We start from the raw sequence: 15,001 nt of genomic DNA, 5'->3' as shown, positions 1-15,001 counted from the left end.
CTAACCCTCCACTGCCCGACCACGTTGTGGAAACAATCCGCGAGGTCGCTTCTGGATAAACAGAATAATGAAGACCAGCACCAGAATTTTCGCCAACACTGCTCCGGCCCAGGGTTCGAGAGCTTTATTGAAGATCCCAAGACTCAGCCCTGCGACCAGAGTTCCCCACAGATTGCCGACACCACCAAACACCACCACCATGAAAGAGTCGATGATGTAACTCTGCCCCATGTTGGGGCCTACATTAGTCAACTGAGAAAGCGCAACGCCAGCAACACCAGCAACACCGGAACCCAAACCAAACGTCATCGCATCAACCCACTCAGAGCGAACGCCCATAGCACGGGCCATAGCTCTGTTCTGCGATACAGCCCGAACCTGAAGACCCAAAGATGTTTTTTTGAGAATGAAAACCAGCGCAGCAAAAACCAGCAGACAGAAGAAAATGATATAGAGGCGGTTATAAGTCAGCGAAAGCATGGGATTGACTTCCAGCATCCCACTCATCCAATCAGGGGTTGAGACTGAACGATTAAGAGGAGAAAAAATACTGCGCACCGCTTGCTGCAAAATAAGACTGATACCGAATGTTGCTAGTAACGTTTCCAACGGACGACCATAGAGAAAACGAATCACTCCCCGCTCAATTGCTACCCCCACTGCCCCTGCAACCAGAAAGGCTGCCGGAATAGAAAGAATCAGCGACATGCCTGTATGGCCAGGCATCAGCTGCTGCATCACATAAGTGGTATATGCCCCCAGCATTATGAGTTCACCATGCGCCATGTTGATAACCCCCATAACGCCGAAGGTAATCGCCAGACCGATTCCGGCTAACACCAGCACAGAACCAAGGCTAAGCCCAAAATAGAGGGTCTCTACAGAGCTATACAACCGCTGGCTTTGCTCATAACTGTCAATGCCAAGCTTGAGCCCGGCGATAAATTCAGCATCACCGTTTTCTCTGGCAAGCTCAGCATCCAATGCTTTTTTCATCGCCAGCTGCGCCGCAGGCTCTAAAGAGCCATTCAGCACCTGTAATGCTTTCATACGCACTGTCGTGTCATCAGAGCTGATATCGGAAATACCCAAGACCAATGCCAGCACTTCTTTCACCGATGCTGATGTTTCCAGCTGATAAGTTTCCCGCACCAATGCCTGAACGCTATCAGATGTGTTTCCGAGTAAATCTTTTGCGGCCCGCAGACGAACATTTTCTATTTCCGATGCTAAATCAAGCTGAGCCAACCCCAGGCGAACCGCTGAACGAAGGCGATTATTGAGTTTTACTTTTTTATAATCCCGTCGATTGGTTATCAGGACTTTTTCACTGTCTGCTTTACTGTCTTCGATTAGAAATGCCGACTCATTAATATTAAGAACAGCAATATGAAATAATCTTTTGCTTTGACGATGGTAATAAATTTGACCTTCCAGCAATCCATTAAGGATCCTGGCGGCAGAAGTGTGACGAGATAAAACCAACCATTCAATGGCCTGCTGCTTCTTAGCAAAATTACGTTGTGACAGCTGTTTTTCAACATTCTGAAAAGAGGCCACATCGCCAACAACCGGAGCCGCAATTGAATCAGCCACTAAACCCAGGAACAAAACAACCGACAGCAAACCTACAGACAGTAATTGAGATATTGTTGAAGACTTATCTGGCAATCGAACTGTCAGCCAACTGTGTATATTCATAAAATACCTACCCCAAACTCAAACTTGTGCTCACCATTGTCCAGGCTGAAAAACCCGTCCAGACGAGAACACCTAATAAAATCTGGCAAGGCGCGGGAGATGTCATCCGTTGACGCACCCACGCCTGCCGAGATTGGGTTCAGTTATTTCTTGGTTCCGGCACACTTACCGGTAACAACATTGAAGCTTCCGCATTCAAGAGGTTTCAGCCAGCTGGCGTAAAGATCCTTTGAGCCCGGTAAATAGTTAGACCATGCATCACCAGCAACGACACCTTCAGTTTCCCACACCACTTCGAACTGACCGTCATCCTGAATCTCACCCAACAATACCGGCTTAGTAATATGGTGATTCGGCATCATAGTTGCGTAGCCGCCCGAAAGGTTAGGCACAGTAATACCGATAATCGCTTCCTGTACCGCATCAGACTCTGTAGAGCCTGCCTTTTTAACGGCTTCTACCCACATGTTAAAGCCGATATAACTGGCCTCCATCGGATCGTTAGAAACCCGTTTTTCATCTTTTATGAACTTGTGCCATTTTTCTACAAACTCGCCGTTTGCTTGTGTATCGACACTCATGAAGTAGTTCCATGCAGCCAGGTGACCCACCAAGGGAGAAGTGTCCATCCCTGACAACTCTTCCTCTCCAACGGAAAACGCAACAACCGGGATGTCTTCAGCAGATACCCCCTGTGCACCTAGCTCTTTGTAAAACGGTACATTGGCATCGCCATTAATAGTTGAAACTACAGCAGTTTTCTTGCCTTGAGCACCAAACTTTTTGATATCAGAAACAATGGATTGCCAGTCAGAGTGACCGAAAGGCGTATAACTGATCATGATATCGCTCTTGGCGACACCTTTTGACTGAAGGTAGGCTTCAAGGATTTTATTGGTTGTGCGGGGATAAACATAATCTGTTCCAGCAAGTACCCAACGCTTCACTTCCAGTTCATTCATTAGGTAATCAACGGCAGGGATAGCCTGCTGGTTTGGAGCCGCTCCGGTATAAAAGACATTTTTGGAGGACTCTTCCCCCTCATACTGAACAGGATAAAACAGCAGACTATTTAGCTCCTCGAAAACAGGAAGCATTGATTTACGGGATACTGATGTCCAGCCGCCGAAAACCACATCCACTTTTTCTTTTTCGATCAGTTCACGAGCTTTTTCAGCAAACAAGGGCCAGTTTGAAGCAGGATCAACAACAACAGCTTCAAGCTTTTTACCCAGCAGCCCTCCTCTTTTATTTTGTTCCTCAACCATCATAAGGATGGTGTCTTTTAGTGTTGTTTCACTGATTGCCATTGTCCCTGAAAGGGAATGCAACACCCCAACTTTGATCGTATCTTTCGCTGCAACAGCGTTAAATGACAAGAGCAGTGATGCAGCAACACCGACTAATGTACTTCTGAACATCTTGGTTGACATATTGTATAGCTCCTTGTGAATAATCATTCTCATCAGAGCAAACAACAGGCCAAAATTTAGCCACCTTTTAAAACCAAAATAAAACCCTAAATTTCAATAAGATAAATGCATGGAACAAAAACACGGTTAATTACAGTGCAACTTATCAGTAAGCTTTGGTGCATTGCCTGACTTGCTGTGCACCATGTTGGTACATCACAACAAGGCTACCCGTCAGCGGAGGTCTTTATTTAATCCATTGTGGTGCGAGCAATTACAATTGAAAGCTAACCCTATGAGTAAGCTATAATTCGTCGCTAAGATCTTTCATGATGAATGTGTGGCTAAACATTGCGCATATAAACGCACTACATGAACTTTATCACTTTTTTCAGGTCAAAATTTTCATCATTTTCGTTTGACTGTTTGTTTTTATAGGACATTGCCAATCTATGCTAACGTCTACTTTTCAAAACCTTAAGACTTACCTAGACAGCCAGGTTATTGGCCAGCCTGATCTTGTTAAACAGTTGCTTATTGCGCTTCTTGCCGATGGCCACATCCTTGTTGAAGGACCTCCGGGCCTGGCAAAAACGCGAGCAGTCAAAGTACTGTCCGATTGTATCGAGGGCAGCTTCCACCGTATCCAGTTCACCCCGGATCTGCTTCCGGCGGATTTAACCGGTACGGATATCTATCGCCCGGAAACCGGGGAATTTACTTTCCAGCCGGGCCCTATCTTCAATGCCTTGGTTCTTGCTGACGAAATCAACCGTGCCCCGGCCAAAGTTCAGGCAGCGATGCTTGAAGCCATGGCCGAAAAGCAAATTACCGCAGGCCGTAAAACCTACTCCCTACCGAAACTGTTCCTGGTAATGGCGACTCAGAACCCGATTGAGCAGGAAGGTACTTATCCATTGCCGGAAGCCCAACTTGACCGTTTCTTGCTGCAATTGAATGTTGATTACCCAGATGCGGATAGCGAGCTACAAATCCTGCGCCTGAATCGTGGCGAAGCAATGGGAGAGGAAAAAGCAGAGCCGGTTCAAATCAGCCAAGAAGAGATCTTCAATGCTCGCCAGCAAGTACTGAATATTCACATGGCAGAAGAAGTCGAGCATTACATTATTCGACTGACAATGGCGACCCGTCAGCCTCAGCGTTACAGTGATCAGCTTGCTAACTGGCTACAAATGGGTGTCAGCCCGCGTGCCACTCTTGCACTTGACCGCTGCGCCCGAGCCCATGCATGGCTGAACGGCCGTGACTTTGTCACCCCGGAAGATGTCCAGCAAATGGCTTACCCGGTGCTGCGCCACCGTTTGCTGCTGAGCTATGAAGCCCAGGCCGAAGGTGTTTCTGCTGACACTATTATAAGCCAGCTGATTGCACAGGTAGCCTGCGCATGACAGAGACATCCATGACACCTACCCTGCCGTCACACAGTGACGGGGTAAACCTGTGTCTGGCTGAATTGCTGCAATACAAAAATCAAACTGTTCGTTGGCTGCCACCGGCTCAAAGTGTGTGGTCGCAGCTCAACGGCCAGCATTTGAGCCGGAAAAAAGGGCGCGGGATGAACTTTTCTGAAGTTCGTCCTTATCAGCCGGGTGACGATATTCGTGCAATTGACTGGCGTGTCACAGCAAGGACAGGAAAAACCCACACCAAGCTGTTCACTGAAGAACGGGAAATGCCGGTTATGTTGCTAGTCGATCTCAGCAGCAGCATGAAGTTTGGCTCACAACTACTGCTGAAGTCGGTTCAGGCCGCTCACTTTGCCAGCCTGTTAAGCTGGCTGGCTATCAGCGAACAGGATCGTGTTGGTGCTGTTATTTACACCGGTGAGAAACTGATTGAATGCAAGCCGACTGGCCGTCAGCGAGGAGCATTGCGTCTGATCAATGCATTGATTGATGCCCATCAGAACAGCAACGAAACTAATCAGAGCCTGAGCTTTTCTGCAGCAATTAAGCATCTTCACCATTTATGCTCTAAAGGCAGTGAAATCGTAATTATCAGCGATTTCTACCAGCTAAAAGACACAGATAAAAGAAGACTGAGCCAGTTGCGACAACATAACCGAATCCAGTTTGTTCAGATCCATGATCCGCTCGAACAAGGTCAAACAGCCTTCAAAGGCACAGAGCATGTCGCCGACAGCAACCAATCTGTATGGCTGGATTTCTCGGCCCGAAAGACCCGCGAAAAGCTCAGCCAGCAATATATTGACCATCAGGATTTTATCCATGATATGGCGATGAGCCTGGCGATTCCGCTTCATCAGGTATCTGCAGCACAACCATTGATCTGGCAACTTGGCGGTAAGGAGAAGCATTATGGCTAATAGTGCATCAGCTCAAGATTTTGCCGCCTCTCTTCCTCTTGCTGATATCCACCTGCCTGCGGAACCCGGTTACTGGCCTCTAGCATGGGGATGGTGGGCTTGCATACTTGCTGTTCTGCTTACCGTTGCTGTATTGGTTTACCTGGTTAGCCAACACAGGATTAAGCAACGCGCGAGAAAAGAAGCATTGCGTCAACTTAGACATCTCGACGATCCGGCTCAGTTCGGCAACATCAACCTGCTTCTTCGTCAAACAGCAATGTCCTATTACCCGAGAAAGAATGTGGCCGGTTTAACCGGTGACCAATGGCTTTCATTCCTGGATAGTCATCTGGCCGAAAAACATCGCGGATTTGTGTCAATTTCTGAAGAGTGGCAGCGCGGCATTTTCTCACCTCAGGGACTTGAGCGTTCAACTTTCAGTCAGTGCTATAAGCAAGCTTCAATCTGGCTGAAAAAAGCCAAGCTTCCTGCCAGCCAGGAAATCCGTCTGCAAAACAGTCATCACACCAACCAGCATAGCAAGGAGGCCTCTGATGTTTGAGTTTTTCTGGCTCTGGGCATGGTTGCTGTTACCACTGCCTTTGCTTATTTACCGCTTCACAAAACCCGTTGTTCAGCCTGTAGCTATCCGTCTACCTAAATTGCCTGACGGTATCGGCACACAACAGCCGGATACTCGCTGGCGAAAAGGACTCATGGCTATTGCATGGCTGTCGTTAATTGCCGCCCTCGCCCGCCCGGTATGGTATGGCGATCCGGTAGAGATTAACCCGGATCACCGCGACATGATGCTGGCAGTAGACTTATCCGGTTCCATGTCGATTGAGGATATGATCACATCCGGCGGACAATCTGTTGATCGCCTCACGGCAGTAAAACAGGTATTGAATGACTTTATCGCCCGCCGACAAGGTGATCGCCTTGGCCTGGTGTTGTTTGCCAACCACGGTTACCTGCAAACACCGCTGACTTTTGACCGCAATACAGTTCAGGAGCAACTGGGCCGCACTGTACTGGGGCTTATCGGACAAAGTACCGCCATCGGCGAAGGCTTAGGTGTAGCAACCAAAACCTTTATCGACAGTGATGCTAAACAGCGAGTAATTATCCTGCTTAGTGACGGGGCCAATACTGCCGGTGTCATCGACCCGATTGAAGCGGCAGAACTTGCCACCCGAAGTGATGTCACCATCTATACCGTCGGTATTGGGGCAGAAGAAATGGAGCAAAGAACATTCTTCTCCACCCGAACAGTGAATCCGTCGCAGGATCTGGATGAAAGAACACTAACCAAAATTGCTGAAATGACTGGCGGTCAGTATTTCCGCGCCAGAAATCCGCAGGAACTTGAAAATATTTATCAATTAATCGATCAAATGGAACCAATTAACACCGCTCAGCAAACCTGGCGTCCACGTCAGGAGCTGTTCCGTTTTCCTTTGGCTCTCACATTGCTGCTTTCAGTAGCTATCGTACTGCTAAGGAGACGACATGGCTGATTTTACTTTTCTTCACCCTCTCTGGCTGCTGGCTACGCTCCCGCTGGGATTATTGTTGCCATGGCTAAGGATGACTCAACGCAAAAGCGGCCTTATCGCGCCTCATCTGGCAGAAAAGCTCGGCCTTAGCCACCAGCAAACAAGCAATACCTTTATTCCGTTTCTGGGTGCAGCCTGGCTGCTTACCGTCATCGCTCTGGCCGGGCCAAGCTGGCAGAAAACCACCCTGCCCGCTTACAGCATCAGCGGAGCAAGAGTGCTGGTGATGGATATGTCCCGCTCAATGTATGCCACAGACATCGCACCTAACCGCCTGACCCAGGCGCGCTATAAAGCGATGGACCTGCTTCCCGGTTGGCAGGAAGGCAGTACAGGACTCGTAACATACGCAGCTGACGGTTATGTGGTTAGCCCACTAACAGAAGACAGCAGTACCCTGGCGAACCTGATCCCTTATCTTTCTCCGGATATCATGCCGATTCAGGGCAGCAATGCCGCCGCCGGGGTTAAGGAAGCGATTAACCTGCTCAAACAGGCTGGTCATCAGCGTGGCGATATCATCCTGGTCACAGATGGCCTGACTAAGAAAGAGACCCGTGAAGCCCAGTATCTGCTCGACAGCACAAGCTACCGGGTTTCTGTTCTGGCAGTCGGAACACGCCAGGGTGCGCCGGTACAAATGCCGGATGGCCGACTATTAACGGACAGCTCTGGTAAAACTGTGGTTGCTAAAGTTGATCTGGATAACCTACTAAGCCTAGTAAACCAGACCGGTGGACAGCTGCAGCTGCTACAACCGACCAACCGTGATGTTGAAAAACTGATAGCTGCAACTTCCAAACCTCAAGAAGGTGCCAATAAGCACAAAAACAAAGAACTGGAAGAACGGATTAATAATGGCTTCTGGTTGCTGATCCCTTTAGTGATTTTGTCACTGTTCGGTTTTCGTCGAGGGGTAATCATCGCAGCCCTGCTGATTGTTATGCCTGTTGATGATGCCTTTGCATCACCATGGCTGAACGACAATCAACTGGCTTATAAGGCTTTTCAGCAGAAGGACTATGAAGCTGCAGCAGAGCAGTTTATGTCTCCGCGATGGAAAGGTGCAGCTCTGTATAAAGCCGGACAATACGAGCAGGCGATTGAGTATTTCAGCCAGCAGAAGGACATCACATCGCGCTATAACTTAGGTAATGCCTATGCCTTCGCAGGCAAACTCCAGGATGCCATTGACAGCTATCAGTCAGTGCTGGATGAAGATGCTGGCCACAAGGATGCCCAAAAGAATCTGGAGATTGTAAAAAAAGCACTAGAGCAACAGCAACAGCAACAGCAACAGCAACAGCAACAGCAACAGCAACAGCAACAGCAACAGCAACAGCAACAGCAACAGCAGTCTGATCTGAATAAAAATTCTGACCAAAATCAATCTTCAGATTCTCAGCAAAACAGCAAGAAGTCTCAGAATCAGCAGAATCAGCAGAATCAGCAGAATCAGCAGAATCAGCAGAATCAGCAGAATCAGCAGAATCAGCAGAATCAGCAGAATCAGCAGAATCAGCAGAATCAGCAGAATCAGCAGAATCAGCAGAATCAGCAGAATCAGCAGAATCAGCAGAATGCTGACAGCAAAAATAGTGAACAGCAAGAGTCTGGCGAGCAACAGCAGGATAATAATCAACAGGCACAGAATAAAGACAGTAAACAGAGTGAAGCGGATAAGGAGCAATCCTTAAGCCGCCAGCAAACTGACAACAAAGATAACGGCAAACAGCCGGAGGAAGCTGAACCTGTGGCTGTTAACAGTAAGGAGCAACACAACTCACTGTCAGCCAGCGACCCTGTACTGAAAAAGCTAGAACAGGTGCCTGATGACACCAGTGAGTTGATTCGTGCCCAATTGATCCTTCAGGCACGTCAGAAAGACGCTCCGCAAGCGACTGAGAATTCATGGTAAGACATAAATGGATATGATGAAGAACAACAGCATCCCACTTATCGGCAACTTTCGCCGGGCCTGCTCAGGCATCAATAAAGGGATTATCTACAGCATACTGGTTATGGTATCAGCCATAATGATGCCCTCGTGGGCTCAGGCAGCACAAGCAGTGGCCACAGTGTCAAAAAATATCGTTGCCGTTAACGAAGTGTTCCAGCTGACTGTTGCTATTGATGACAGCGTCAGCAGCAACGCATTAGACCTTTCACCACTGGATAAAGACTTTATCTATGGTACGCCAAACGTCAGCAGTAACACATCTATGATCAATGGCGTGGTTACCCGCAACACACAATGGCGGGTTGCCATCGCAGCGAAAGAGATTGGTGACTTCACTATCCCGAGTTTCCGTATCGGTGCAACAACAACCGAGCCGATTGTCATCACCTCAATGAAAAGCAGTACAACCAGCTCGAAACCACTTAACCAGCCAGCTATCCGACTTGATGCCGACCTGGACAAAAAGCAACTCTACGTCGGAGAGAGTTTCCGCTACAAAGTTCGGCTGCGCATTGGTGAACAAATGAGCCAGGCTTCTCTGGCTCCACCTTCCGGTGACGGGCTTGAAGTGAGGCAAATAGGTGATGATCGCCAGACAGAGACCGTTCTGAACGGTCGCCGCTATGTGATCATTATGCGTGACTACCAAATCACGCCGACCAAAGCAGGCTCAATTACCCTTAAGGGAGCTGAATTCAACGGCAGTGTGATCAAAGGTGGCCGTGGTTTTGGCTCCCGTTTGCAGGTTCCTGTCACTCAGCAACCAGAGGACATTACCCTTTCCGTCAAAGGCAAACCTGCTGGTTATCAGGGTCTGTGGATCCCGACCGAAGATCTTCAACTTGAGCAAAACTGGCAACCGGCTGGCGCTGAGCTGAAAGTCGGTGAACCTCTGACCCGTATAATCAGCCTGCGTATCAAAAATGCTGAACAGAGCAACATGCCGAACCTGACACTGCCCTACCCGAATTCGGTGAAGGTCTATGATGAAAAACCGGTTTACGGCAATGAAGGGGATTATACGGTGATGACCCTTAAACAAGTGATCATCCCACGCTCTGAAGGCAAACTATCACTTCCTCCTTTGGCTGTGAACTGGTGGAATACTCAAACTGATAAACAGGAAACCAGTAAGATTGCAGGGAGGGAACTCAACGTTCTGCCTGGTGATAACACCAATAATATTGTCCTGCCGTCTGTCAGCAACTCTGTTCCCGTACCACAGGATCAACCAACGGCTCCGGTTGAACCTCAGGTGATCACACAGGTAGTCACAGATGCAGGCTTCTGGCCGTGGCTGACAGCTTTGTTTGCCGCGTTATGGCTGTTCACTACGGTTCTGTGGCTGAAAGCCCGATTCTCAAAACAGCATGTGATTGTGCCTGGCAGCGGACAAAAAATAGTTCCTCCTACTCCTCTTACCGGGATGAAGCAAGCCGCAGAAGCTAAGGAGCCGATTAAAGTTCATACCTATTACAAGCAATGGGCTGAGAGTAATCCGGAACATCCTCAGCAGGAAGCACTTCACCAACAAGTCACCGCAATGATGAATGCGCACTTTGGAAAAGAGCCTGAGCAATGGGACAGTAAAGAGCTGATAAACCTGCTTCGTTCACTGAAAAAGAACAAACCAGCAAAGAATAAAGTAATTTCAGAAAATCAGGCACTGGCTCCGCTGGTTCCTGAAAGATAATTACAGTTATTCGCCCTGCCTATCCTTAAAAATTAAAGCTCGCACCTAACGCGAGCTTTTTCTTAACATTTTTCCTTTCCTGCTTGTTATTCATTGTTAACGTGCCACTCTGCAAAAGCCCCATATTTAAAGCGCCGCCCTCAAACAGAGAAAAATCACGTTAAAGACTTGTAAATTTAAAGTTTATTAAAAGAATAGTGGAAAAATTACAACGTTCCTGTTAAAAACAATTCTGTGAGTAAAATATAATGCTTCAACCATATAATAAATTTATACAGGAATTAGTATGAACCAAGCACAACAACCCTTTTTAGCCCGAGTTGCTAACGGAAGTCTGGTTGTCCAGATTCTCGTTGGTATCATCGCCGGTATCCTCTTTGCGTCTGTCGCACCGGAATCAGCAATCAAAGTCGGTTTTCTTGGTGGCCTTTTCGTTAGCGCCCTTAAAGCCGTAGCGCCGATCCTGGTATTTATCCTGGTAGCCTCTTCTATTGCAAATCAGAAGAAAGGCGCTCATACCAATATGAAGCCAATCATCGTTCTGTACCTGTTCGGTACACTGATGGCTGCCCTGACAGCTGTTATCATGAGTTTCCTTTTCCCAACCACTCTGACTCTGGTAGCAAGCGCAACGAGTGCCACTCCACCGGAAGGCATTACTGAAGTAATCAATACCCTACTGTTCAAGATCGTTGATAACCCGGTTAACGCTCTGATGACTGGTAACTTCATCGGTATCCTGGCATGGGCTATCGCCCTGGGCTTCGCACTGCACCAGGCAAGTGATGCTACTAAGCAGGTTTTCCATGACGTTTCTAACGGCATCACTATGATCGTTCGCTTCGTTATCCGTCTGGCTCCTATCGGTATCTTTGGTCTTGTTGCTAACACTTTCGCGGCAACCGGTTTTGCCGCTATTGCTGGTTATGCCCACCTGCTGGCCGTTCTGCTGGGCTCAATGCTTATTATCGCACTGGTTGTTAACCCGCTGATTGTTTTCTACAAAACCAAAGAAAACCCATACCCGCTGGTACTGCGCTGCCTGCGTGAAAGTGGTATCACTGCTTTCTTCACTCGTAGCTCTGCTGCAAATATTCCGGTTAACATGCAGCTATGTAAAAACCTGGATCTGCACGAAGATACTTACTCTGTATCTATCCCTCTGGGTGCAACCATCAACATGGGTGGTGCGGCAATCACTATCACAGTGCTGACTCTTGCTGCGGTACACACACTGGGTATTCAGGTTGATATGGCAACAGCTGTACTGCTGAGTGTTGTAGCGGCTGTATCTGCATGTGGCGCATCAGGTGTTGCCGGCGGTTCACTACTGCTTATCCCTCTGGCATGTAGCCTGTTCGGTATCTCGAATGACGTTGCAATGCAGGTTGTTGCTGTTGGCTTCATTATCGGTGTGATTCAGGATTCTGCGGAAACAGCACTGAACAGTTCAACAGACGTTATCTTCACAGCAGCCGCATGTAAGGCAGCGGAAGCAAAGATGGAAGCGTCTGAAGTGGCGCAGCAATCATAAAGAATATAAGCAAGCACACACATCGCAAATAACAAAGAGGCAGCCAACTGGCTGCCTCTTTTATTATCTCTTTTGTTCCCGCTAATTAGCTGTTACTGAGCCTTTGATTTCAGCTCTTCGAACTTTTCACTCAAATCACTTGCCACATCTGAAGCTTGGTCAGTAGCATCCTCAAATGCATCATGAACCTCTTCCATTGAGCGAGAATCTGTCAAATCTTCAATTTGGTCTTTATATGTAACGCCAATATAAATACCAACGCCCACCAAAGCCAACATAATGTACTTCATCATGAGTTTTACTACCTGTATATAACCAACATTTTGATTATATCAGCTTGCCGGGGCAGGCTCATAAAAATTCCACAGAAAAATACCAAACGTCGGCAAACGTGCTTTAAATTAACGTATTGTGTGATTAAAGGCGTGACACTTTCTCAGCCAGCAGACCTTTTAACCAACTGGTCCAGGCCTCCATTCCCTCGCCGTTCTTCACCGATAACTTAATGACCTGAATATTCGGATTAACCTTACGGGCATTCTCGATACAGCGTTCAATATCAAAATCGACGTAAGGCAAAAGATCCGTTTTATTAATGATCATCAGTGAAGATGCTGCAAACATATTCGGATACTTCAGCGGCTTATCTTCCCCTTCGGTTACAGACAGAATAACCACCTTACTATCTTCACCTAAATCAAAGCTGGCAGGACAAACCAAATTGCCGACATTCTCAATGAAGACAATTCCCGACTCCTGAAGATCCAACTGATGACAAGCATCATGGACCATCTGAGCATCAAGGTGACAGCCTTTTCCGGTATTAACCTGAACAGCCGGAACTCCGGTTGCACGAATCCGATCAGCATCATTACTGGTTTGCTGATCCCCTTCGATAACTGCACACAAATGATCATTTTTCAGCAACTGAATGGTTTCTGTCAGTAAAGTAGTTTTACCTGACCCCGGACTAGAAACCAGATTCAACACCAACTGACCGCCAGCACTGAAATAATCCCTGTTATGTGCAGCCTGATGGTTGTTATTACCCAGAATGTCCTGTTCAAGTGTCAGCAACTGGCGCTGCGACACACCGGCGACATGAACCTGAGCTTCGCCTTTTCCATAATGCAAATCGCCATGCTGCATTTTTTCCGGCTGATGATGATCACCATGAACATGGTGTACTTCGTGTTCATGGTTATGCGTTGAAGAAGGTAAAGATGCTGCACTGCTAGCATCATAATGAACATGATGGTGAACATCGCCCTGATGGTAATAATGGTGATGAATCACCACTGGTTGCTGTGTTTCAGGCGCAACATGCGGGTGTTGATGATGGTGAGCTGTATCATGATGATGATCGTCACCGTGACTGTGGTGGTGCCCCTCGATATGACTGTCACCGCAACCGCAGACATTACACATATTATTCAACCTCTATATCTTTAATTTTCAACTCTTCGCCGGTTTCGATTGCCAGCCGGTATCCCTGGCAATTCGGGCAATACATTCCACGGGCCTGAAGCAAAACGGACTGACAACAGTCCTCGCACCAGGCCTTTGCCGGGATCATTTCAATTTCCAACCCGGCCCCTTCAGCCATCGTTCCCCGACAGGCAAACTCAAACCCGGTCTGTAACGCCTGTGACTCAATACAGGACAGGGAACCAATTGCCAGCCTGACTTTGGTAACCCGACGAAAACCTTGTTGCCTTGCGTGGTCAACAACCGCATCCACGGTATTCAGGCTCAGAGACAATTCGTGCATGACTTTTCCTTTATCTGATGTCTTTCACTATTTCTGAGTGTTTCAGCAAATACGAGGCAACAACTCACCGCCCGGTAAATCTAAATACCGACGACTTCCCCAAGGGCTATTCAGAATGACTTTATTCGGTGTAGCAGCTTCAGCCCTGCCGACAATAGCGGCTTGACCTGAAAACGCTTTAAGCACAGCCAGTGCAGCGTCAGCAGCATCCGTCGGAACGGCCATAACAAACGTTCCTTCATTTGCTAAATCATAAGGATCGAAACCAAACAGCTCACATACCCCGCGGACATGATCACTGACAGGTATAGCCTCTTCATCCAATGACAACTGAACCTTTGAAGCCTCACACCATTCATTCAGCACCGCAGAAATACCGCCACGAGTCGCATCTCGTAAGCTGTGAATAGGAATATTCTGCTCAATACAAGCATGAATAACCGGCCATAATGTTGCGCAGTCGCTTTGTAACGGGCTCGACAATTTCAATGATTCGCGGGCAGATAACAGACAAGCACCGTGACAACCGATATCACGGGAAATAAGAATGGCATCACCGGGACAAACATTACGTGCAGAAATCCCCGGCTGGCGGATATGGCCGATACCTGTGGTATTAATAAACAAGCCGTCAGCGCAACCTTTCGGTACCACCTTGGTATCACCGCAGACAATACGAGCTCCTGATACAGTCAGTTCCTCCGCCATGGATTTAACAATCGGCTCCAGTTCATCAAACAACAGACCTTCTTCAATGATGAAACTACAGCTGAGATACTGTGGTTCTGCCCCCATCATCGCCAAATCATTCACCGTTCCGGCAACGGCAAGTTTGCCGATATTACCGCCAGCAAAAAACAACGGTGAAACAGTAAAACTGTCCGTTGTCATCGCAACGCTGCCATTACATTCCAGTACCGCTGCATCCTCTGTACGAAGGAGAATGTCATTGCCTAAATGACGGAAAAAAAGCCGGTTGATTAATTGATTCATTTCCTGACCGCCGCCACCGTGGCTAAGTTGGATTCGTTTCATTTCTTTC

General features: G+C 47.8%; 13 protein-coding genes. 7 read left to right on the top strand and 6 right to left on the bottom strand.

The genetic code is table 11. The annotated features are described in order from the left end of the window. Together urtB and urtA are read right to left on the bottom strand one after the other, a co-directional pair. Window positions 1-1,596, bottom strand: coding sequence for an urea ABC transporter permease subunit UrtB (gene urtB, locus AACQ93_RS19635; protein ID WP_369808753.1), 1,596 nt, complete (start codon window positions 1,594-1,596; stop codon window positions 1-3). 248 nt (window positions 1,597-1,844) lie between these two features. Continuing rightward, window positions 1,845-3,134 (bottom strand): urea ABC transporter substrate-binding protein, encoded by a 1,290-nt coding sequence (gene urtA, locus AACQ93_RS19630; RefSeq protein ID WP_064607986.1) that lies wholly within the window; start codon window positions 3,132-3,134, stop codon window positions 1,845-1,847. Window positions 3,135-3,565: 431 nt separating this feature from the next. Between urtA and AACQ93_RS19625 the strand changes: the two genes are divergently transcribed. The 7 genes from AACQ93_RS19625 (at window position 3,566) to sstT (ending at window position 12,188) form a co-directional block, all read left to right on the top strand. Next, complete coding sequence (locus AACQ93_RS19625) at window positions 3,566-4,522, top strand: AAA family ATPase (protein ID WP_007466280.1); 957 nt, start codon at window positions 3,566-3,568, stop codon at window positions 4,520-4,522. After that, a complete protein-coding gene (locus AACQ93_RS19620) occupies window positions 4,519-5,460 on the top strand; it encodes a DUF58 domain-containing protein (protein WP_007466282.1) in 942 nt (313 codons plus the stop codon). Before AACQ93_RS19625 ends, AACQ93_RS19620 begins: the two co-directional genes overlap by 4 nt. Next, a complete protein-coding gene (locus AACQ93_RS19615) occupies window positions 5,453-6,004 on the top strand; it encodes a DUF4381 domain-containing protein (RefSeq protein WP_064607984.1) in 552 nt (183 codons plus the stop codon). Before AACQ93_RS19620 ends, AACQ93_RS19615 begins: the two co-directional genes overlap by 8 nt. Continuing rightward, window positions 5,997-6,962: a vWA domain-containing protein gene (locus tag AACQ93_RS19610; RefSeq protein ID WP_064607982.1), complete on the top strand. Its 966-nt coding sequence runs from the start codon at window positions 5,997-5,999 to the stop codon at window positions 6,960-6,962. The genes AACQ93_RS19615 and AACQ93_RS19610 overlap by 8 nt, the downstream gene beginning before the upstream one ends. Next, window positions 6,955-8,919, top strand: a complete 1,965-nt coding sequence (locus tag AACQ93_RS19605; RefSeq protein WP_064607980.1) for a vWA domain-containing protein — start codon at window positions 6,955-6,957, stop codon at window positions 8,917-8,919. Before AACQ93_RS19610 ends, AACQ93_RS19605 begins: the two co-directional genes overlap by 8 nt. 7 nt (window positions 8,920-8,926) lie before the next feature. Further along, window positions 8,927-10,654: a BatD family protein gene (locus AACQ93_RS19600; protein WP_084419342.1), complete on the top strand. Its 1,728-nt coding sequence runs from the start codon at window positions 8,927-8,929 to the stop codon at window positions 10,652-10,654. 286 nt (window positions 10,655-10,940) lie between these two features. After that, window positions 10,941-12,188: a serine/threonine transporter SstT gene (gene sstT / locus AACQ93_RS19595; RefSeq protein ID WP_064607979.1), complete on the top strand. Its 1,248-nt coding sequence runs from the start codon at window positions 10,941-10,943 to the stop codon at window positions 12,186-12,188. A gap of 92 nt (window positions 12,189-12,280) precedes the next feature. Here the strand turns inward: sstT and AACQ93_RS19590 are convergent, their stop codons facing one another. The 4 genes from AACQ93_RS19590 to hypE form a co-directional block, all read right to left on the bottom strand. After that, entirely contained in the window at window positions 12,281-12,481 is a 201-nt protein-coding gene (locus AACQ93_RS19590; protein ID WP_007469676.1) for a YtxH domain-containing protein, read from the bottom strand. A 124-nt stretch (window positions 12,482-12,605) separates the two neighbouring features. Beyond that, on the bottom strand, window positions 12,606-13,616 hold the full coding sequence (hypB, locus tag AACQ93_RS19585) for a hydrogenase nickel incorporation protein HypB (RefSeq protein WP_064607977.1): 1,011 nt from the start codon (window positions 13,614-13,616) through the stop codon (window positions 12,606-12,608). 1 nt (window position 13,617) lies between these two features. Beyond that, window positions 13,618-13,959 carry a hydrogenase maturation nickel metallochaperone HypA gene (hypA, locus tag AACQ93_RS19580; RefSeq protein ID WP_064607975.1) on the bottom strand — a complete coding sequence of 114 codons (342 nt, stop codon included), beginning with the start codon at window positions 13,957-13,959 and terminating at the stop codon, window positions 13,618-13,620. Between the two features lie 42 nt (window positions 13,960-14,001). Beyond that, window positions 14,002-14,994, bottom strand: a complete 993-nt coding sequence (gene hypE, locus AACQ93_RS19575; RefSeq protein ID WP_064607973.1) for a hydrogenase expression/formation protein HypE — start codon at window positions 14,992-14,994, stop codon at window positions 14,002-14,004. Between the last annotated feature and the right edge of the window lie 7 nt (window positions 14,995-15,001).

Source organism: Photobacterium sp. J15 (genome assembly GCF_963870815.1).
GTDB lineage: Bacteria > Pseudomonadota > Gammaproteobacteria > Enterobacterales > Vibrionaceae > Photobacterium > Photobacterium marinum.
This window is presented reverse-complemented; position numbering and strand designations above follow the sequence as displayed.

Coding starts and splice junctions, on each gene's coding strand:
- hypE (WP_064607973.1), bottom strand. CDS start 14,994: ATGAAACGAATCCAACTTAGCCACGGTGGCGGCGGTCAGGAAATGAAT.
- hypB (WP_064607977.1), bottom strand. CDS start 13,616: ATGTGTAATGTCTGCGGTTGCGGTGACAGTCATATCGAGGGGCACCAC.
- AACQ93_RS19625 (WP_007466280.1), top strand. CDS start 3,566: ATGCTAACGTCTACTTTTCAAAACCTTAAGACTTACCTAGACAGCCAG.
- AACQ93_RS19620 (WP_007466282.1), top strand. CDS start 4,519: ATGACAGAGACATCCATGACACCTACCCTGCCGTCACACAGTGACGGG.
- sstT (WP_064607979.1), top strand. CDS start 10,941: ATGAACCAAGCACAACAACCCTTTTTAGCCCGAGTTGCTAACGGAAGT.
- urtA (WP_064607986.1), bottom strand. CDS start 3,134: ATGTCAACCAAGATGTTCAGAAGTACATTAGTCGGTGTTGCTGCATCA.
- hypA (WP_064607975.1), bottom strand. CDS start 13,959: ATGCACGAATTGTCTCTGAGCCTGAATACCGTGGATGCGGTTGTTGAC.
- AACQ93_RS19615 (WP_064607984.1), top strand. CDS start 5,453: ATGGCTAATAGTGCATCAGCTCAAGATTTTGCCGCCTCTCTTCCTCTT.
- AACQ93_RS19610 (WP_064607982.1), top strand. CDS start 5,997: ATGTTTGAGTTTTTCTGGCTCTGGGCATGGTTGCTGTTACCACTGCCT.
- AACQ93_RS19605 (WP_064607980.1), top strand. CDS start 6,955: ATGGCTGATTTTACTTTTCTTCACCCTCTCTGGCTGCTGGCTACGCTC.
- AACQ93_RS19600 (WP_084419342.1), top strand. CDS start 8,927: ATGGATATGATGAAGAACAACAGCATCCCACTTATCGGCAACTTTCGC.
- AACQ93_RS19590 (WP_007469676.1), bottom strand. CDS start 12,481: ATGATGAAGTACATTATGTTGGCTTTGGTGGGCGTTGGTATTTATATT.